We start from the raw sequence: 16835 nt of genomic DNA on the forward strand, positions 1-16835 counted from the left end.
ACCGTATCACTCTCATGCGTGTTTCCGTACCACACACCACGGGTTGCCACGCTCAATGACGCCCTGATACACATGAGTGTCGCAACAACACACATGAGGGGCAGACATGCCGAAGGAACGACCCATGACGATGGACGAGCTGCTGGCGCTTCCGCCGGCCATCGACATCCCGACAGCAGGGCAGGCTCTCGGGGTCTCCCGTGGCCGGGCCTATCAGATGGCGAAGAACGGCGAGTGGCCGTTCGAGGACATCCCGATCTTGAAGCTTGGCAAGCGGTTCAAGATTCCCACGGCTGCGCTGCTCAAGTACCTGGGCGTGGAGCCACACAACGGGAACACACAGCCGTCTACCTCGGAAGGACGGTCGTCCAACACATCAGCAATGCGTAGGCAGATCGACCCGAACAAGCGGTACCGACTCAAGCCGTCGGGCGAGATCGTCACCGGGGCCGAGCTGCTGCGCAGGCGGGCCGAGGCGTGAGCGAACTGCTGCCCGGCAAGCACATCCTCGACTTCTCCAACGTGCGCGACCCGCTCGACGACTTTCTCGACGCGGTGCTCGGGCCTGGCCCCGGCTACCTCTCAGTCGAGTTCGGTCGCGGCCCGAAGCGCAAGCTGTGGGATGCACGGTCGTACTCGTGGCCCGATGAGCGCGAGCAGGCCCGCACGGCGATCGACAAGATGCAGCGCCAGCGATGGGACGTGTACCTGTGCACCGCGCTGCGAGCGGAGCCGAAGCGAAGCCGCCACAACGCAGCCGACATCTGGACGCTGTCGTTCGAGCTGGACGAGCCCGCGGCCAACCAAGAGCTGCTGGACAAGCTCGACGCGGTGATCGTGCTGAGTGGCACCGAAGACCACACCCACGTTCACGTTCTGCTCGCAGAGCCTGTTGACAGCGCGACTGCTGATCGCCTGACCGAGGCCCTCGCCAAGGCCGTTGCCGACTGGCGGCCCGGTTCCGGGGTGGCTCTCAAGTTTGAGGCGAACGCCCTGCTGCGCGTGCCCGACACCTGGAACTGGAAGTCGTACTGGGCGCCGGACCTGCCCGCCCGTCGTCGGGACGATGACGCAGGGCCTCGGCGGGTGCGTGTGGTCAAGGCCCAGGGCAAGCGCTGGTCGCTCGACGAACTTGAAGCGCTCGTTGCGTCCCTCGCGACAGCCGCGCCCGTGCCCAGGCGACGTCAGGGCACGCGCACGCAGAGCGCGCAGGCGATGACTGAGGACCAGCTACGCGGCCTCCCCGGCGTGCAACGCGCGTTGGTGCTGTGGGGCGGCACCCAGCAGGGCAAGCGCAACGAAGCGCACAACGCAGTGGCTCGCGAGTGCTACAAGGCGAACGCCCCGCAGGAAGCGGCCGTCGCGTTGATTCTCGACCAGCCGTGGTGCAAGGGCGACGAGACCTGGGTGACCGCGGACGTCGAGCGCATCTACCGGGGAGCCGAGAGCGAGGGCATACCGCAGATCCCGTCCGACGAGTTCTGGGACAGCCGCCCGATGCTCGCGCACATTCGGGACTTCGCGCTTGAGCGCGCGTTGCCGCGTTGGGCTCTGCTGGGCCACACGCTGCTGAGGTTCTCGGCCACGATTCCGCCCTGCTTCGTGCTGCCGGACGTGATCGGCGCCTACGGCAGCCTCAATCTGTACGTGGCATTGGTCGGCCCGCCCGGTGGGGGCAAGACGACCTCTGGTGCAGCGAGCCGTCGGGTGATCCACATTCCGTACGAGGAGCCGACCCAGGCGCCGCTGGGCACCGGCCAGGGGATGACGCGGCGGTACATGTCCCCGAGTCGCGAGGAGCCGATCTACCACACCGACAGCGTGATCTTCGGCGTTGACGAGGTGGCCAAACTGCGCGCGACGTTGAGTAGGCCGGACTCGATTCTTCTCGGCGAGCTCAACACCGCGTGGGCGGGATCGACCCTTGGTGCGGCCAATGCGGACGTGATGAACACGGCGATCTTGCCGAGCCATACGTACCGTCTTGGGCTGCACGTCGGTGTCCAGCCGGGCCTGGCCGACGCCCTTCTCGATTACGAGGTGAGCGGCTTTCCGCAGCGGTTCGTGTGGTTCGAGGCCGAGTTGCCCGCGGATACGCAGCGCCCGCGCGAGCGGACGACGGGAGTGTGGAAGTGGACCCCGCCGGATGTCAGCCTGCACGACCTCGGCCCCGACTTCTCCAAAGAGCGCGACAACTTCCGCGTGCTGACCTTGCCCGAATTCGTCGAGGACGTCGTGTGGGCCGACTACATCAGTCGCGGACAGGGCCTCGGCGATCGGATCGACTCGCACCGCATGCTGAGCCGTCTCAAGATCGCTGCCGTGCTGATGTGGATGGACAGCCGCAGCGAGGGGATCAACGCCGAGGACTGGCACCTGTCGGGGCAGATCATGGCCCTGTCCGACGCGACCCGAGACCGAGCGCAGCAGTACCGCCTGGCCGAGCTGGCTAAGAAGGCCGACGAATCGGCCACACGGGCGGGGCGTCGGGCAGCGCTGACCGAGGGCGCCAAGGAGGCCGTGCTCGTCAAGAAGGCCAAGGCCCGGATCTTGCAACTGCTGGCTGACGGCGTCGAGCGCACTCGCAGCCATGTCGTGTCGCGCGGCATGACAGCCTCGCTGAGGCCGGTGGCCGAGGCCGCGCTCGACGAGCTGGTCCACAGCGGCACGGTCCGGGTCCGGACGACGAAGCATCCGACGAGCGACAAGAAGATCGCTCGTTGCCGTCTTGCTGAGTAGGGCAGTGTGACGATGTGACGCGGCGCTGTGACGCTCATTCTGCCTGGTCAGGGGCGGTGTGACGGTGTGACGAGTGTGACGCGCATTCGCACAATCGACCCCACAGCGGACCAGTCGATTCAACGTTAATGAAAATGATTATCAAGAAAATGCTTTTCGTGTGTATTACGTATGCGACGCGACGCGCGACGCGTCGTCACAGCGTCACACCCGTCACAGCGCGCTTGACGTGCAGGAATGAGCGTCACGCTGCTCGTCACACTCGTCACACCAGGCGACGTCTGCTGGCGAAAGACCTCGATCAGGGTCGCGACTTCACTCGAATTCGAGCTGTGGCAGGCCCTCGCATTAGGGACGCACTGGCGGCAAGACGTAGCGTTTACGACAGGCCCGATTACGGAGGCGACGTCATGAAGAGATCTGCTTATGAGAAGGCGATGAACACGGCAGTTGCGCAGTACCTCGTGCTCGATGCTCAGCGCTGGTTTTGTGCGGACTGTGGGTCGACTGACGTGACCGTCGAATGGGAGTTCGACAAGAATGCTCCGCTCGAAGACATCGTCTGGGAGGGCAAGGTCTATCGAGAGGCCAGCTACAAGAAGTGGGTTCAGCGGACCGAGTATCACGAAGCCGCATGCCCGCAGATCGACCACGAGCGGCCCGGTGTGGACCGCACGCAGCTGAGTCGTGTCTAACTGCGACTTCTTACAGCAGGAGAACTGATGGGATACGAACTTGAGAGCCGTAACCGACTCGCCATCGAGAGGAGGCGTCGGGCCGACCCTGCCTCGCTCGTGGGGTCGTACTTCTTCGGTCAAGGCGACAAGTGGCGCGGACACCATGGCGCAGTGGTCGCGGAGCCGTCGCCGGGGATCTACCTGTGCGAGTTCTTCGACTGGTTCGGCACCTCGGACCACCAGGGCCTCGTCCGGATCGACGACATGATGGAGTGGACCTTCTACGACGACGCCACGTGGATGAGCAACGCCTACGAGGGTGGTGTCCGGCAGCGGTGGGAACGCGAACGTGGTGAGGCTCCGGAGCCTGGCAAGCTCGTGTCGGGTGGCGACTTCATCCACGGGGCCGAGGTCGAAGACTGATGAGTACCGCCATGCACGACCAGGCCCTCGCTGCGATGGATGAGGCCGAGCGGATCGCTACGACAGCCCGTGTGGCGCCCTGGAACGCGGTGATCCACTCGATCCTGACCCGCTGGATGCCTGCATCGGTCGAGGGCTGGACCGCCTGCGACGACCTACCCATGCCCCAGGTCTGCTACGGCCTGCCCGACCTTCCGGGGCATCTCATGTGCAAGACGTGCTGGCTCGCGGCTGCACGGAATCGCAAGGCGTGCGACGGATGCGGAATCGTGGTGCCTGCGGGTTTGGCTTCGCTGACGGTATGCCCAATCGGACCGGCGCTCGTCCGCGTGAGGCTATGCGTCGCCTGCTCGGGCCCGTTGCCGGCGAATACGCACGCCACACATTGAACTCACACAGCTAACTGCCAGGGGCGGAGAGTCGCCCTACGCACATCGAATCAGTAAGGAACTCTTATCGTGAATGACTCCACCACTCCTGAATCCAGCCCCGGCGACTCCGGCAGCCAGCAGCCCGGCAAGGGCAAGTGGGCGCAGCTGACGCCCATGCCCCGTGAGCACCGGCCACACCCCAGGGACAACCGCCCGAGCGAGTACGGCCTGCCGATCGACATGGGCGAGCACCCGTTGCGGACCTTTTACCGTGAGATCCGCGAGGAAGAGGAGGCAGAGGCCAGGCGCCGAGCTCGTGCCATCGACCGCCAGCATCCGACGGGCGACGCCCGATGAGCGCGCCCACGGTCGATGTTGCCCTGCCTCAGATCAACGCTGACGCGTCCAATGACGCTCGCGCAGGCGTCGCCACCCCTGCCCTGTTCGCGGCTCGCTCAGGCGAAATGACAGCCGGTGATAATCGCCCGGGTACTGGCTGCGGGCTGTGTCGATGCTGTGCGCCCGATCGGCGGGGTGTGGTCGCGATAGCCGTTTGCCGGTTTCACATGGGGCGGTAATCGAAACCTTGCTCTCTTGAGGGCGCCCTTGCGATTATTGCCACGTAGCAGTTTCGGCAAAGGAGGTGAGATGCAATGGGAACACGAGGGCCGGTGAAACAGCTCGGCGAACGATTCCAGGTCCGGTTCTACGGCGACGCTGAGGCTGAGCTTCGGATCCTGGCCGCGATGTGGTCGACCTCGGTTCCCCACGTCGTCCGCATCCTCGTTGACGAGGCGCTACGGCAACGGAAGCTCGACAAGGATGGATCGCCCAGATGAGCCGCAAGATCGACGTCACCGACCCCGAGAACCTGTCCGAGAAGGACCGTGCGTACCTCGCCAGCCGTGGCCGCACCCCTGAGCAGGAGGCCGACCGCCAGCACCTGGTCGAACTGAAGGCCCAGCGCATCGCGGAGCAGGTCGAGACCTACCAGCGGACCATGACGCCCGAGGACATGGCCTACCGCGAGCGGACCGCCCGGCAGGGCATCAACCCGGGGCAGATCTGATGAGCCGCGAGATCGACACCACCGAGCCGCTGTCTCCCGAGGACGCGAAGTACCTCGCCGATCGTGACCGCACAGTCGAGGAGGAGACCGCTCGACAGGAGAAGGCCGACCAGGTCGCCGACGACGTCAGCGAGGGGCGCCGTCCCGGGGCAGGCCCGGGGTACGACGGACCGGCCGTGATCGGCTACCCGATCCAGAAGATCAGGGGCAGTTGATGGCGCACAAGCGAAGCGACGGCAAGGCCCGGCTGTCCGCCCTCGACAAGCTCAACACGGACATCGTCGTGCTCGAGGGCCAGCTCACCGAGGCCGACGACCGGGCCAAGCGCAACGCCGGGGTCGAGCCGGCCAGCAAGCGGGACCTGGCCACGCGGTTCCCGGCGATGAGGGGGCGCAGGTGAGCACGAGCGCCAACCCTGCCTACGGCCGCGCCATCGAGACCCGCGACGAGCTGCACGCCGACATCGTCCGCGATGCCGAGGCCCACACGGCCAAGGTCGCCGAGCTGACCGCCTCGCTGCGAGACGGTCGTGTCACCCCGGCCGAGGCTCGGGCTCAGCTGCGGGACATCGAAGCCGCGCGGCTCCGGCTGCTCGACAGCCACCGCGGGATCGAGGCATCCGAGGCCCGTCTCGAAGAGATAGAGGCCATGAGCCCCGACGACCGGCGAGACGCCACGCTGGGCCGTTTCCCCGCAATGCGCACGGCCCTCGCTCGCACCAGCGACGGGCAGGGCTGACCGAGATGGCTTCTGGCTTCGTCCCTGACGCGCTCGACATGGCCTGGTGTGGTGATGACCCCCTCGCTCGCGCACAGACGCTCAGGGGCGAGCCAGCAGCCACACGAACTACTTGCGACGGACTCGCCAACTGTCGCCTGCGCTCCCGGCAGGGTCCGAGTTCACCCTTCGCCAGCTCTGCCGGGCCCAAGGGGTAAGCCGTGGCCGCACGCAAGATGTCCACACGCAAGCGATGGAAGCCCCAGCGTCGCCCCGTGGTGCGGACCAATGCGTACGGCCCGGCTTACCTCTTGTGGCTCAAGCTGCACGACGACCCGATCCCCGCGCGGTGGCGGGGTGTGGGCGGCTTCTCGACTTTTGTCCAAGACACCGGAGGCCTCGCTTGTGAACCGGAGGTGCTGCCAGGTCAAACTGCTACATACTACGAGAACTTCATGGCAACCAGATTCGGAATGACTGCGAACGATGGAACTCGGCAGGTATTCGTAGTAGACGACGAGGATGCCGACCTGATCCGTTCCCGCAGGTGGACCATTACAGCCCTTGAACGGACCTACGGAACCGTATACACGATCCGTGCCTTGGGATGGCCCCGCAAGTTCCTGCACCAGCTCATCATGGGTGATCCCCCGCGTGAGGGCCTGGTCATCGACCACAAGGACCGTGACAAGCTGAACAATCGGCGGTCCAATCTGCGTTGGGCCACTCGCTCTCAGAACAAGGCGAACAGCGGCAAGATGCTCGTCGACTCGGCCTCGTGGACCCCCTACAAAGGCGTCTACTGGGATCCCGTCACGTGGCTCTACACCTCGAGAATTAGAAGTCGGGAGCCTCAGGTGCGGCGCAGTCGGACCTTCGACACGGCCGACGAAGCCGCCCGTTGGTACGACGAGCAGGCCCTCGAACTGTTCGGAGAGTTCGCCTGCACCAATGAGATGTTGGGGCTAATCCACACAACCGCCACACACCTTGACTCACCTGCAGGAATGAGTCGTCCAACGCATTCGCAATCAGTAAGGAACTCGCATGTCTAAGAGTCGCGAGGAGATGGACCGGCACAACGCGCGACGCCGTGCCAAGACCAAGGCAGCCAGGGCCGATATCTCCGATGAGATCGAGGTCTTGTACGGCAAGCCCATCGAGGATTGGGACGACGAGGAACTTGTCCGTGGCCGTCCGCGCGACAGGAGCGGCAGGTTCCTCGGTCGTCGCCCCGCCTGGCTTACCCCTGCACTTCAGGCTGAGCGTCAGCGACGTCTTCGCCAACTCATGGCCGATGATCTCGGCACGTTCGCTGCGGACGCCCTGCGCACGATCCACTCCGTGATGATGGACGACAGCCGCGACGACGAGGGCAAGCCCCGTGTACCGGCGTCGGTGCGTGTGGACGCGGGCAAGTACCTCGTGGACCAGTTCATGGGCAAGGCCACTGCGACGGTCGACGTACACGCAGGCAGTCAGCTCGGCGAGCTGCTGAGCGGCATCCTCGTCAATCCCGACGGCGAGCCCAGCCACCAGATCATCGAGGGCGAGGTGGTCGCGGACCCCTCCGAGGGCGACGACCAGCCCGACCACATGCCCCGACGCATCGAGTCGTAACGGCACGGGGTCGATCAACGACTCTCTGCTTGTGCTGATGGAAGACGCTAAGCGGTTGCGCGAGGACTGGGCCGCGAAGGGCTCGCCCCCGTGCGAGCACCCCCAGCTCACCAAGGAGTACTACCTCGGCTCGCAGACTGGCGACAAGGTCTGCACCACGTGCGGACACGAGTTCGCCGAAGCCGAGTGGCGTGCCAGGTAGTCCACCGTTTCTGTCGGTGGTCACCGCTACCCTCAGTCGGGTGAGCGACGATCCCCAGTTCTACATGGCGCGCTGCTTCCAGTGCGAAGGACGAACCCAGTTCGTTCGGGTATACGACGGCGCTGACCAGTCGGGCGGCTATGGAGACATCGCCTGGTACATCGCCGCCGAGTGCGTCGTGTGCCGTCTACTTCTGACGGGGCGCGCAACTCAGGACGGCGCGTTCCACGTCATCGAGAACAACCGCACCCTGCGCGGTAAGCGCTTCGAGGACGTACCGAAGCACATTGCCGAGGCCGCGTCCGAGGCCCATAAGTCGATGGACGCCGAGTGCTATCGCGGGGCGGTCATCCTGGCTCGTGCGGTCATCGAGTCCACAGCTAAGGACAAGGGCATCACGGGCGGCAACATCGCCTCGAAGATCGAGCGAATGGAAAAGGAAGACCTGATCCGTCCGTACGTTCGCGAGGGTGCGGACGAGGTTCGAGTGTTCGGAAATGACATGGCGCACGGCGACTTCGTGCAGGAAGTCGGCTACCGAGAGGTTCAGCTCGCGCTTGAGCTGATGGACGAGGTCCTTGCCGAGGTGTATCAGGGTCCGGCCCGTGTCAAGAAGGCTCGGGAGCGCAAGGCGAAGCTGTCGGAGGGTGGCGCCGACCAGCCCACACCCGGCGCGCGAGCAGGTTCCGAAGTCGTTGGTCGAACGGGCAGGCCCAGATCGTCCGGATTCGTCCAGTCGTCGTCGCCCTGGTCGTGACAGCCCTGCACGTCTGAAAGTCGCTCAGGGACGAACTGAGACGTCCATACGAACGCCCCCCGACGATTCGAGGGGCGATCGTGTGTCGCGTGTCAGGCGGCTGCAGCCTTGCGGCCGCGCACGGGCTTCGCGGGCTCGTCCTTCACCTCGACGATGTCCTCGTCTGCGCCGTCGTTCTCGGGCTGGGGTGTGGCGTCGGCCTTAGCGTCCTGGGCGGCCTTCTCCGCGCGGGCCTTGGCTGCGGCTTCACGGTCGGCCAGCCACGTGCGGAAGCGGGTCTTCATCTCGGGCAGGTCGTCAGCCTCGAACGCGTAGCGGCCACCGGAACCGACGGCGACGTAGTCCTTGGAGGCCCGCAGGAACTGACGCAGCAAGCGGGGTGTGGTGCCACACGCCTCGGCTGCGGCCTTGGTCGAGACGGACTCGGTGTTGGCGCTCATGGTGTTCTCCTTCAGTCGTTCGCGTTATCTGCGGTGTCGTGCATGTCGTCGATCAGCTCGTCGAGCACGGACTCGGATACGTATCCGCGGTCGGCGATGATTGCTTCACGTGCGCGGGTGATTGCGTCGGACGGGGCGGGGACTTCGTCGTTGACCGCGTGCACGAGCGAAAGCGCGGAAAGCCCGTACGTGTCGCCGATGGAGACGAGGCGTTCAATCAGAGTCATAAGTCGAACGTAGGAAACCTGAGCTGCCAGTCCCTACCATTCCCGCCTAGTACGATTGTGTAGAGTTCGACCATCAAGCCGCGATTAGCGCGGGAGTCGGTCGATCGCACAGGACGCACATGTTGTCCTCGACGGGGCCCCGGCACGAGCAGGGCTCGATGATGGCCGAGGGCTTCGACGCGATGGCGCGGGCAACAATGGACGCGGCGTAGGCCTTGCCGTTCGTGCGCCGGCACTTCGCGCGGGCGGACTTCGTCGTCGGGTGGCTGCAAGCGGCGTGTGCGGTGTTCGTCGTCATGAGGTGAACGTAGGACGCGGGCGCCCTCGATCTAAGGCTGTCGTCCTGGTCCGTTGGTGTGGAGCCTGAGCGTGTGTTCAGTGTGTGTCACCGATGTGATGCTGAACGTTCCGACACACGCTGATACGCCCGACGACTGAGTTGCCGTCTCACCTGGAGAAACAGCCTTCTTGGCGTCAGCGGTAATCACGGGGAATCATGGTGAAGAACGCACGATAATTGACTCGTAATGCGTAGGTCTGGGGTTCGACTCCCCAAGGCGGCTCCACGTAAGTCCGCAGGTCAGACGGCATGTTGACCTCCATCGAAGCGATCTGCGACGAAGATCATCGGCCGGCTAGTCCGCATTTGGTCCGCACTTGCTTGAGCGCGGGCCTCGTGGAGGCGGTCCGCGACGGTGTCGAGGTCGTCGGCGAACAGGTGGGCGTAGACGTCGAGGGTGACCTTCGCCGAGCTGTGTCCGAGCATCCGCGAGACCACGACGACGGTTGCGCCGGCCTGGATCGCCAGTGACGCCGCCGTGTGTCGCAGACCGTGTGGGGTGATTCCTTCGAGCCCGGCTCTTTCCGCAGCGGCGTCGAAGACGTTGCGCCGGAAGTTTCCGTTGCGGAGGATGCTGCCTTTCGGCGACGGAAAGACGAGATCTCCTGGGGAGCGCCCGGCCACCAGCTCGGCCAGTTCGTCGACGAGGAACGCGGGAATCGGAACGTCGCGACGCTCGTGATCCTTTGGGGTGCCGATCACTGCTTTGCCGCGGACCTCAGCCATGGCGCGCGTGACTCGGATCCGTCGGCGGAGGAGGTCGAGGTCCTCGACCCGGAGCGCGACCGCCTCACCCCAACGCAGGCCTGTGTAGCCGAGCGAATTGATCAAAGGGCTGTATTCGCCGCACTCGTCGGCGAGTCGGGCGAGCTCGCCGTGGGAGAGGAAGCGCTTCGGCTTGGCCTTCGCCCGAGGCAGCGGCACCCCGGCGGCCGGGTTGCGAGTGAGACGTCCGTCGAGAACCGCATAGGCCAAGGCGAGGGACAGGATGCGGTGGATGTACCGCACTGAGCCGGCTGCCAGACCTGAGGAGACGAGGCGTTGGAGCCATGCCGCCACGTCGGCGGGCGTGACGTCCGCGATGGCGACCTGCCCCCACGCTGCGGCGATGTGCTTGTCGATGATGCCGCCGTACCGCGTGATCGTGGTTGGCTTCAGCTGGGACTGGGCGGCCAGCCAGAGTCGGGCCCACTCGCCAACTGTGATTCGGGAGAGGTTGGGGTCGATCCACTCGCCGCGGGACTTCGACACCTCGACACCGGCCAGCCAGCGCTCCGCGTCGCTCTTCCGGGTGAAGTGCCTGGAGCGCTCGCGCCTGTCGGGGCCGCGATAGCGGGCGCGCCAGGTGCCGTCAGGTCTCCTCGCGATGCTCCCGAGGAGGAGCGTCAGGATCAGCATCTGCGTCCTGGTCACCAGCCTCGCCCCCCTCTCTTGGTGTCTCCACCACGGCCGCGCCGAACTCCGCGATGACCCGGCCGTCCTCGTCCATCAGGTATGAGGGCCACTCCGCGGGCATGTCGCCTGGCAGCTCTCGACCCGATTCGACGAGCTCGATCCATTGCCCAAGTTCTTCCTCGCGCTGTTCGAGGAGGGTTTGCATGAGCACGACCTCCTGACGTCGCGACTCCAAGACCTGCACACGTTGCGCCCGGTACTCGTCGTCGTCGTTGTGCATGAGGAGGACGTCGATGCTCGTGCCGAAGATCGTCGCCACGGCGATGGCCTCGGCCAGTCTCACTGGTCGCTTTCCTGCTTCGACCTTCCCGACGGTGGTCTGGTGCCAGGTGGTGATGCCGAGCTCAGCAAGCTTCTCCACGAGCGTTTGCTGCGACATCCCCTGCCACTCCCGGAGGCCTCGGAGACGCCCCCCGAAGCGGGCATCCGCTATCGCAACCAAGTTGGCGTCGTAACCCGTCACGCACTGACTCTACAGACCATAGCAGCTTGACAGCGAGCTACAACCAGGTAATTCTCGTGGAGGTTGGTTGTTGATGACGTGGGAGGTTGGCCATGGCGCGCAAGATCCTCGGCATCCCGGAGGCCGCAAGCTTATTGAGCCGGTCCCCGGACACCCTTCGGTGGTGGCGGAAGCGCAACGAGGGTCCGCCCTCGTTCAAGATCGGCCGACGGGTCGTCTACTTCGAGGACGAGCTGCTCACGTGGGTTGAGCAGCAGCGGCGGGAGAGCCTTCCGCCGGGCGCGGCATGACCAGCAGCGGACGTTCCCGACGTTCGACTCGCGCTCGTCTGATCGCGGTCATTGGAGGTGGAGGTGGCCGCTGAAGCGGCAGTGAGTGGCGGCGCAGCACCCGAGCGCCTGCCGCCTGCGGATCTCCGGGCAGAACGTGCTGTGATCGGGTCGGTCCTGCATCACCCAGCCGTCCTCGAGCAGGCCGTGACGGTCGTCAGTGCTCAGGACTTCTACAAGCCGGCGCACGCCGAACTCTTCGACGAGATGCTCGCGATGCGGGACCAGGGACGGCCGGTCGACGCCATCGCCCTCGCGAACCGGCTCGGAGAACGGCTGCACAGGCTTGGTGGAGCCTCGTACCTCATCGACTGCATGAGCAGCGTGCCCACACCGGCCAACGTTGCCTACTACGCCGAGATCGTCGCGGACAAGGCAGCCCGTCGCCGTCTGATCGAGGCGACGGTCCGTATTTCACAGCTGGCGTACGCCCTGCCCGGGGACTCGGACGACGACCTGGCGGAACGGGCGCGCGAGATTCTCGACGGGGTCGCCGGTGGTGGGCGATCCAGTCGGCAGCGCCGCCTTCGTCGCACCCCTGCCTCAGCGGTGACGATGCGGCGCCTGCGGTGGCTGTGGTCGAACCGGATCGTGCTGGGCGGGCTGACGCTCCTCGCCGGGCGGGAAGGGCTCGGGAAGTCGACGGTGGCGGTCGACCTGGCCGCCCAGGTGACCCGTGGCGAGCTGGCCGGCGAGTTCCTGGGTGAGCCGCGGCACGTCATCTATGTCAATTCGGAGGACGCCCGCGATAGCACGATTGTCCCGCGGCTCGTCGCGGCCGGTGCAGACCTCGACCGGGTCGTCTTTCTCGACGCCATCTCCCCGACGGACGACGAGTCGCCGCTGGTCCTGCCGCACGACACCCGGCTCCTGGCGGAGGAGATCGAGGAGCTGGGTGTTGCGCTGGTGGTGCTCGACGCGGCGACGTCGGTCATCGACAGCGCACTGGACGGGGACCGTGACCGCCAGATGCGGCGGGGCCTCGAGCCGATCTCGAAGCTCGCGGCGGACACCGGCGTTGCGGTCGTGGGCATCGTGCACTTCGGAAAGCGCGAGTCGGCCGATACCGGCAAGTTGATCCTGGGCTCGATCGCCTGGTCGCAGGTGGCGCGCTCGGTCTTGGCGGTGGCCCGGGATGAGGACACTCACCAGCTCGTTATTTCCTCGACGAAGGCGAACCTCGCGCCGGGTGACGCGCCGTCGCTGGCGGTCGGCCTCGTTCCCGCGGCGGTGGAGACTCCGGACGGGATCACGCAGGTTGCGCGTGTCGAGTGGCACGGCGAGACCACGCAGCGAGCCGAGGAACTGCTCGCGGTCAGCCCCGAGGGAGAGGACCGGTCCCTCATCGCCGAGGCGGTGACGTGGCTGCTCGGCTACCTCGCTGACGAGAAGCGCGCCGGCTCAGCCGGCGCCGGGGAGATCCTCCGTGCAGCAAAGGCAGACGGGTTCAATGAGCGGCTGCTGCAGCGCGCCCGCAAGCGCGCGCAGGTCTCCACCCACAGAACCGCGACCGGGTGGACCTGGACGCTCGACCCGCCGAGGCGACAAGGCGACAACCCGACGCGAACGTAAGCAGGGAAGACGTCAAGTCGACATGAGCTCGTGCGCGCACGTCGTCATGTCGTGTTGTCGCCTCTATCGCCATGCGCTGGCCAGCACCCCGCCCAATGCTGAGGGGCCTGTCTACTACTCGCCCCCGACAGGGCAGATCCTGGCCGGCATCCTCGCCTCGCTCGCTCAGTACGAGCGCACGCGGATCGCAGAGCGGGCCGAGGCTGAGCGCGAGGCGGCCCGAGCTCGGGGTAAGCAGACGGGCCGGCCGGCCGGAGGCGCTGACCGCGGGACTGTTTCAAGATCGGTGTTTTCGGCCCGACACGCCGGGCTGGGTTCCGGCGGGATGGGCACTGTGAGTGATGACATCGGATCTTGTGAGTCCACGCAAGGTTGAGTCCAAGCCGCCGAGGGAGCTCTCCCCGGAGCAGGCCGCTGCGGCGGCGATGGTGGCCGAGGCGAAGGCCCGCGGGCTGGCGTTGACCGGCCCGGATGGCTTGCTGAAGCTGTTCACGAAGAATGTGCTGGAAACCGCGTTGAACGAGGAGATGACCGAGCACCTCGGGCACGCCAAGAATCAAGCGGTCCCGGAACGGGATTCCACGAACGTGCGGAACGGGTCACGGTCGAAGACGGTGCTCTCGGACGCGGCCGGCGAAGTCGAGATCGACGTGCCGCGGGATCGGGAGAGCACCTTCGAGCCCCAGATCGTGAAGAAGCGCCAACGGCGCCTCACTGATGTGGATGAGATCGTGCTCTCGCTGTACGCGAAGGGGATGACCACCGGGGAGATCTCCGCGCATTTCGCCGACATCTACGGGGCGTCGGTGTCGAAAGAGACGATCTCACGGATCACCGACAAAGTCGTCGCCGAGATGAACGACTGGGCCGGCCGCCCGCTCGACGCGGTGTACGCGGCAGTGTTCATCGACGCCATCCACGTGAAGGTCCGGGACGGGCAGGTCGCCAACCGGCCGGTCTACGCCGCCATCGGGGTCACCGTGGACGGCTGCAAAGACGTGCTGGGTCTGTGGATGGGCGTGGGCGGCGAGGGCGCGAAGTTCTGGATGAGTGTGCTCGTGGACCTGAAGAACCGCGGTGTGCGCGACGTGCTGTTCCTGGTCTGCGACGGCCTCAAAGGCCTCCCGGAGGTCGTGGCGAACGTGTGGCCGCAGACCATCGTCCAGACATGTGTCGTGCACCTGGTCCGGAACACTTTCCGTCTGGTCGGCCGCCAGGACTGGGATGCGGTCAAACGGGACATCAAACTGATCTATGCGGCACCCGGCCCGAACGCCGCGCTCGTCGCCCTGGATGAACTCGAGAAGAAATGGGGTCGGAAGTACGGGGCGATGATCCGGCTCTGGCGCAACGCCTGGGAGGAGTTCATTCCGTTCCTGGACTACGACGTCGAGATCCGGAAGGTGATCTGCTCGACGAACGCGATCGAATCGCTCAACGCCCGCTACCGGCGGGCCGTCCGAGCACGAGGCCACTTTCCGACAGAGCAGGCCGCGATGAAGTGCCTGTATCTTGTGACCCGCAGCCTGGACCCGACCGGGACAGGCCGTGCCCGATGGACGATGCGCTGGAAGCCTGTGATCAACGCCTTCGCCATCACGTTCGGTGACCGCTGGCCGGGAGCCGAGACCTACTGAACACGACGCCGGAAACACCGATCACGAGACAGACCCCTGACCGCTGACCAGGTGCGGCAAGCGCGCCGGCTGCGCGAGCATGGCTGACATCCGGGCCACGCTCGGGTGCGCGCGCTCGACGCTGTATCGGGCTCTCAGCTCCAAGCTCGCGTAACGGACTGGCCCAGTTGGGCGACATCGTAGCAGCGAGCGGGTGCCGTGATCACCTCAACATGGCTGCGCGGCGGGCTCTAGGACACACTGGGAGGCGTGACTGCAGCGGAGCGACCTAGTACTCCAGCCGCAGTTCGTTAAGTATGTCGTTCGCGGCGGCGGTAGTGGGCTTCGCGGGCTCGGTGTTGGTGTCGTCGTCGCCAGGTGGACCAGGCCCATTGCAGGGTGTGGGTGGGGATGTGGATCAGAGGTGCCAGGAGACGTCGGATCTCGGCGAGGGTGAGCGGGATGAGGCCGCTGCCAGGTCTTTTGGGGCGATGGCGGCGGTGACCGAGAGGTAGGCGTGGGCGAGGAGGGCGAGGGTGATGTGCCGGTACCAGGCGTCGTAGCGGCGGACTTGGTACTGGTCGAGTCCGACCTCGTTCTTCGCGGTCTGGAAGCATTCCTCGATCGCCCAGCGGGTGCCGGCGACCCGGATGAGGTCCTCGTCGGTGGTGCCGGGAGGTCCGGCGCACAGGTAGTAGGCCAGCTCGGGTTCGACCCCGGCCTGGAGCTGGTCGGGGTCGAGGATCTGGCGGCGGACCAACAACCAGCGGCCCCACCCGGCAGGGGCGTTCTCGGGCGGGTACAGCGAGGCCACGGCCCAGTCGTAGAACCGCTCCCCCTTCACGCCCGGGCCGGCGGAGCGCCGCTTCCACGCCTGCTCCGGGGCGCGGGCGACGAGATCGTCGGCGCGGCGTGCGCCGGCCATCTGTGCGAGGTCGCCGTCGATCGACAGCGGGATGGTCTGGCTGCGAGGCACGGCGACGACGTAGCCGATCCGGCGCTGCTCGCACCAGGAGCGGAACTTGTAGTCCTGCCCGTAGGCCTCATCGGCGGCCACGAACGCTGCGGGCACCCCGGCATCGAGAGCACGCCCGAGCATCTGTTTGGCCAGGGTCGTCTTCGTGGCGAACTCGACCTCGTCCGGGACCGCCGCCTCCCGGCAGCGTTCCCGATCCGAGGTCCACGACTTCGGTAGGTAGAGCTCCCGGTCGATCAGGGTGCGGCCCTTCCCGGTGGCGTAGGCCAAAAACACCCCGAGCTGGCAGTTCTCCACCCGCCCCGCGGTGCCGGAGTACTGGCGCTGCACACCGGCGGACTTGCTGCCCTTCTTCAAAAACCCGGTCTCATCGACGATCAGCACCCCACCCGGCTCGCCGAGATGCTCCACGACGTAGTCCCGCACGTCGTCACGGACTCCATCGGCATCCCACGTGGCGGCGTTGAGCAGCCGCTGCATCCCGTCCGGCGTCGTATCCCCGGCGACCTCGGCCAGCGTCCACCCGTTCTTCCCGGCCAGCGGGGCCAGCAACCCACGCACATATGCCCGCGCCCGCCGCCGTGGCTCGGCGCGGAAGAACCGGCCCGCGACCAGCCCGAACAACCCGTCCAGGCCACCGGCCCACGCCTCGAGATCCTCCGACGACTCCACAAGATCGAAGCCTATCGGAAGATCACATAACGAACTGCGGCTGGAGTACTAGGGCATGTCTCCCAAAGCCTGTAGCCAGGTGACGATGGCCTTGAGGACGGCGCCCCCGCGGAAGGTGAGCGCGAGCTTGTCGTAGCGGGTGGCCAGACCGCGCCATTGCTTGACCGTTG

General features: G+C 66.1%; 23 protein-coding genes and 1 tRNA gene. 19 read left to right on the forward strand and 5 right to left on the reverse strand.

All coding sequences use genetic code 11. The features are described 5' to 3' along the window. Positions 1 to 124 precede the first annotated feature (124 nt). From L3X23_RS25985 to L3X23_RS26050, 14 genes are all read left to right on the forward strand, one after another. A complete protein-coding gene (locus L3X23_RS25985) occupies positions 125 to 481 on the forward strand; it encodes a hypothetical protein (protein WP_237195325.1) in 357 nt (118 codons plus the stop codon). Then, positions 478 to 2739 carry a hypothetical protein gene (locus L3X23_RS25990; protein ID WP_237195327.1) on the forward strand — a complete coding sequence of 754 codons (2262 nt, stop codon included), beginning with the start codon at positions 478 to 480 and terminating at the stop codon, positions 2737 to 2739. The genes L3X23_RS25985 and L3X23_RS25990 overlap by 4 nt, the downstream gene beginning before the upstream one ends. 410 nt (positions 2740 to 3149) lie before the next feature. Further along, the gene (locus L3X23_RS25995; protein WP_237195328.1) at positions 3150 to 3434 is read left to right on the forward strand and encodes a hypothetical protein; all 285 of its coding nucleotides are present in this window, start codon (positions 3150 to 3152) and stop codon (positions 3432 to 3434) included. Positions 3435 to 3587: 153 nt separating this feature from the next. Continuing rightward, complete coding sequence (locus tag L3X23_RS26000) at positions 3588 to 3839, forward strand: hypothetical protein (protein ID WP_237195329.1); 252 nt, start codon at positions 3588 to 3590, stop codon at positions 3837 to 3839. Next, positions 3839 to 4228 carry a hypothetical protein gene (locus L3X23_RS26005; protein WP_237195331.1) on the forward strand — a complete coding sequence of 130 codons (390 nt, stop codon included), beginning with the start codon at positions 3839 to 3841 and terminating at the stop codon, positions 4226 to 4228. The genes L3X23_RS26000 and L3X23_RS26005 overlap by 1 nt, the downstream gene beginning before the upstream one ends. Positions 4229 to 4297: 69 nt before the next feature. Next, positions 4298 to 4567: a hypothetical protein gene (locus L3X23_RS26010; RefSeq protein WP_237195333.1), complete on the forward strand. Its 270-nt coding sequence runs from the start codon at positions 4298 to 4300 to the stop codon at positions 4565 to 4567. A 478-nt stretch (positions 4568 to 5045) separates the two neighbouring features. Beyond that, positions 5046 to 5279 (forward strand): hypothetical protein, encoded by a 234-nt coding sequence (locus tag L3X23_RS26015; RefSeq protein ID WP_237195335.1) that lies wholly within the window; start codon positions 5046 to 5048, stop codon positions 5277 to 5279. Further along, a complete protein-coding gene (locus L3X23_RS26020) occupies positions 5279 to 5494 on the forward strand; it encodes a hypothetical protein (RefSeq protein ID WP_237195339.1) in 216 nt (71 codons plus the stop codon). The genes L3X23_RS26015 and L3X23_RS26020 overlap by 1 nt, the downstream gene beginning before the upstream one ends. Then, the gene (locus L3X23_RS26025; protein WP_237195343.1) at positions 5494 to 5679 is read left to right on the forward strand and encodes a hypothetical protein; all 186 of its coding nucleotides are present in this window, start codon (positions 5494 to 5496) and stop codon (positions 5677 to 5679) included. Before L3X23_RS26020 ends, L3X23_RS26025 begins: the two co-directional genes overlap by 1 nt. After that, entirely contained in the window at positions 5676 to 6017 is a 342-nt protein-coding gene (locus L3X23_RS26030; RefSeq protein WP_237195344.1) for a hypothetical protein, read from the forward strand. The genes L3X23_RS26025 and L3X23_RS26030 overlap by 4 nt, the downstream gene beginning before the upstream one ends. A 200-nt stretch (positions 6018 to 6217) precedes the next feature. Then, entirely contained in the window at positions 6218 to 7051 is an 834-nt protein-coding gene (locus tag L3X23_RS36315) for an HNH endonuclease (RefSeq protein WP_237195345.1), read from the forward strand. Then, positions 7044 to 7616, forward strand: coding sequence for a hypothetical protein (locus L3X23_RS26040; RefSeq protein WP_237195347.1), 573 nt, complete (start codon positions 7044 to 7046; stop codon positions 7614 to 7616). Before L3X23_RS36315 ends, L3X23_RS26040 begins: the two co-directional genes overlap by 8 nt. Before the next feature lie 37 nt (positions 7617 to 7653). Continuing rightward, positions 7654 to 7818 (forward strand): hypothetical protein, encoded by a 165-nt coding sequence (locus L3X23_RS26045; protein WP_237195349.1) that lies wholly within the window; start codon positions 7654 to 7656, stop codon positions 7816 to 7818. A gap of 40 nt (positions 7819 to 7858) precedes the next feature. Continuing rightward, positions 7859 to 8575, forward strand: a complete 717-nt coding sequence (locus L3X23_RS26050) for a DUF4145 domain-containing protein (protein ID WP_237195351.1) — start codon at positions 7859 to 7861, stop codon at positions 8573 to 8575. 92 nt (positions 8576 to 8667) lie between these two features. On the opposite strand, the gene L3X23_RS26055 is transcribed toward L3X23_RS26050, so the two are convergent. Both L3X23_RS26055 and L3X23_RS26060 read right to left on the reverse strand, forming a co-directional pair. After that, complete coding sequence (locus L3X23_RS26055) at positions 8668 to 9015, reverse strand: hypothetical protein (protein ID WP_237195353.1); 348 nt, start codon at positions 9013 to 9015, stop codon at positions 8668 to 8670. Positions 9016 to 9026: 11 nt separating this feature from the next. Further along, positions 9027 to 9242: a hypothetical protein gene (locus L3X23_RS26060; protein ID WP_237195356.1), complete on the reverse strand. Its 216-nt coding sequence runs from the start codon at positions 9240 to 9242 to the stop codon at positions 9027 to 9029. A gap of 462 nt (positions 9243 to 9704) precedes the next feature. On the opposite strand from L3X23_RS26060, the gene L3X23_RS26065 reads away from it, so the two are divergent. After that, a tRNA-OTHER gene (locus L3X23_RS26065) sits at positions 9705 to 9808 on the forward strand. 14 nt (positions 9809 to 9822) lie between these two features. Here the strand turns inward: L3X23_RS26065 and L3X23_RS26070 are convergent. Further along, entirely contained in the window at positions 9823 to 10980 is a 1158-nt protein-coding gene (locus tag L3X23_RS26070) for a site-specific integrase (protein ID WP_237195359.1), read from the reverse strand. Further along, complete coding sequence (locus L3X23_RS26075; protein ID WP_237195360.1) at positions 10934 to 11500, reverse strand: helix-turn-helix transcriptional regulator; 567 nt, start codon at positions 11498 to 11500, stop codon at positions 10934 to 10936. Before L3X23_RS26075 ends, L3X23_RS26070 begins: the two co-directional genes overlap by 47 nt. A gap of 92 nt (positions 11501 to 11592) precedes the next feature. Here L3X23_RS26075 and L3X23_RS26080 point away from each other — a divergent pair, with 92 nt between their 5' ends. From L3X23_RS26080 to L3X23_RS26090, 4 genes are all read left to right on the forward strand, one after another. Beyond that, on the forward strand, positions 11593 to 11790 hold the full coding sequence (locus L3X23_RS26080; RefSeq protein WP_237195362.1) for an AlpA family transcriptional regulator: 198 nt from the start codon (positions 11593 to 11595) through the stop codon (positions 11788 to 11790). Between the two features lie 63 nt (positions 11791 to 11853). After that, complete coding sequence (locus tag L3X23_RS26085; protein ID WP_237195364.1) at positions 11854 to 13401, forward strand: AAA family ATPase; 1548 nt, start codon at positions 11854 to 11856, stop codon at positions 13399 to 13401. Between the two features lie 46 nt (positions 13402 to 13447). Then, the gene (locus L3X23_RS36705; protein WP_305080982.1) at positions 13448 to 13777 is read left to right on the forward strand and encodes a recombinase family protein; all 330 of its coding nucleotides are present in this window, start codon (positions 13448 to 13450) and stop codon (positions 13775 to 13777) included. Next, entirely contained in the window at positions 13758 to 15038 is a 1281-nt protein-coding gene (locus tag L3X23_RS26090) for an IS256 family transposase (protein ID WP_308116851.1), read from the forward strand. The genes L3X23_RS36705 and L3X23_RS26090 overlap by 20 nt, the downstream gene beginning before the upstream one ends. Positions 15039 to 15435: 397 nt before the next feature. Here the strand turns inward: L3X23_RS26090 and L3X23_RS26095 are convergent, their stop codons facing one another. After that, entirely contained in the window at positions 15436 to 16680 is a 1245-nt protein-coding gene (locus L3X23_RS26095; protein WP_374205007.1) for an IS701 family transposase, read from the reverse strand. Positions 16681 to 16835 lie beyond the last annotated feature (155 nt).

Source organism: Pseudonocardia sp. WMMC193, assembly GCF_021728735.1.
In the GTDB taxonomy this organism is placed as follows: domain Bacteria; phylum Actinomycetota; class Actinomycetes; order Mycobacteriales; family Pseudonocardiaceae; genus Pseudonocardia; species Pseudonocardia oroxyli.

Excerpts from the sequence above, each read along its gene's own strand:
- L3X23_RS25985 (WP_237195325.1), top strand. The coding sequence starts at position 125 with ATGACGATGGACGAGCTGCTGGCGCTTCCGCCGGCCATCGACATCCCG.
- L3X23_RS25995 (WP_237195328.1), top strand. The coding sequence starts at position 3,150 with ATGAAGAGATCTGCTTATGAGAAGGCGATGAACACGGCAGTTGCGCAG.
- L3X23_RS26005 (WP_237195331.1), top strand. The coding sequence starts at position 3,839 with ATGAGTACCGCCATGCACGACCAGGCCCTCGCTGCGATGGATGAGGCC.
- L3X23_RS26015 (WP_237195335.1), top strand. The coding sequence starts at position 5,046 with ATGAGCCGCAAGATCGACGTCACCGACCCCGAGAACCTGTCCGAGAAG.
- L3X23_RS26020 (WP_237195339.1), top strand. The coding sequence starts at position 5,279 with ATGAGCCGCGAGATCGACACCACCGAGCCGCTGTCTCCCGAGGACGCG.
- L3X23_RS26025 (WP_237195343.1), top strand. The coding sequence starts at position 5,494 with ATGGCGCACAAGCGAAGCGACGGCAAGGCCCGGCTGTCCGCCCTCGAC.
- L3X23_RS26040 (WP_237195347.1), top strand. The coding sequence starts at position 7,044 with ATGTCTAAGAGTCGCGAGGAGATGGACCGGCACAACGCGCGACGCCGT.
- L3X23_RS26045 (WP_237195349.1), top strand. The coding sequence starts at position 7,654 with ATGGAAGACGCTAAGCGGTTGCGCGAGGACTGGGCCGCGAAGGGCTCG.
- L3X23_RS26055 (WP_237195353.1), bottom strand. The coding sequence starts at position 9,015 with ATGAGCGCCAACACCGAGTCCGTCTCGACCAAGGCCGCAGCCGAGGCG.
- L3X23_RS26060 (WP_237195356.1), bottom strand. The coding sequence starts at position 9,242 with ATGACTCTGATTGAACGCCTCGTCTCCATCGGCGACACGTACGGGCTT.
- L3X23_RS26070 (WP_237195359.1), bottom strand. The coding sequence starts at position 10,980 with ATGCTGATCCTGACGCTCCTCCTCGGGAGCATCGCGAGGAGACCTGAC.
- L3X23_RS26080 (WP_237195362.1), top strand. The coding sequence starts at position 11,593 with ATGGCGCGCAAGATCCTCGGCATCCCGGAGGCCGCAAGCTTATTGAGC.
- L3X23_RS36705 (WP_305080982.1), top strand. The coding sequence starts at position 13,448 with ATGTCGTGTTGTCGCCTCTATCGCCATGCGCTGGCCAGCACCCCGCCC.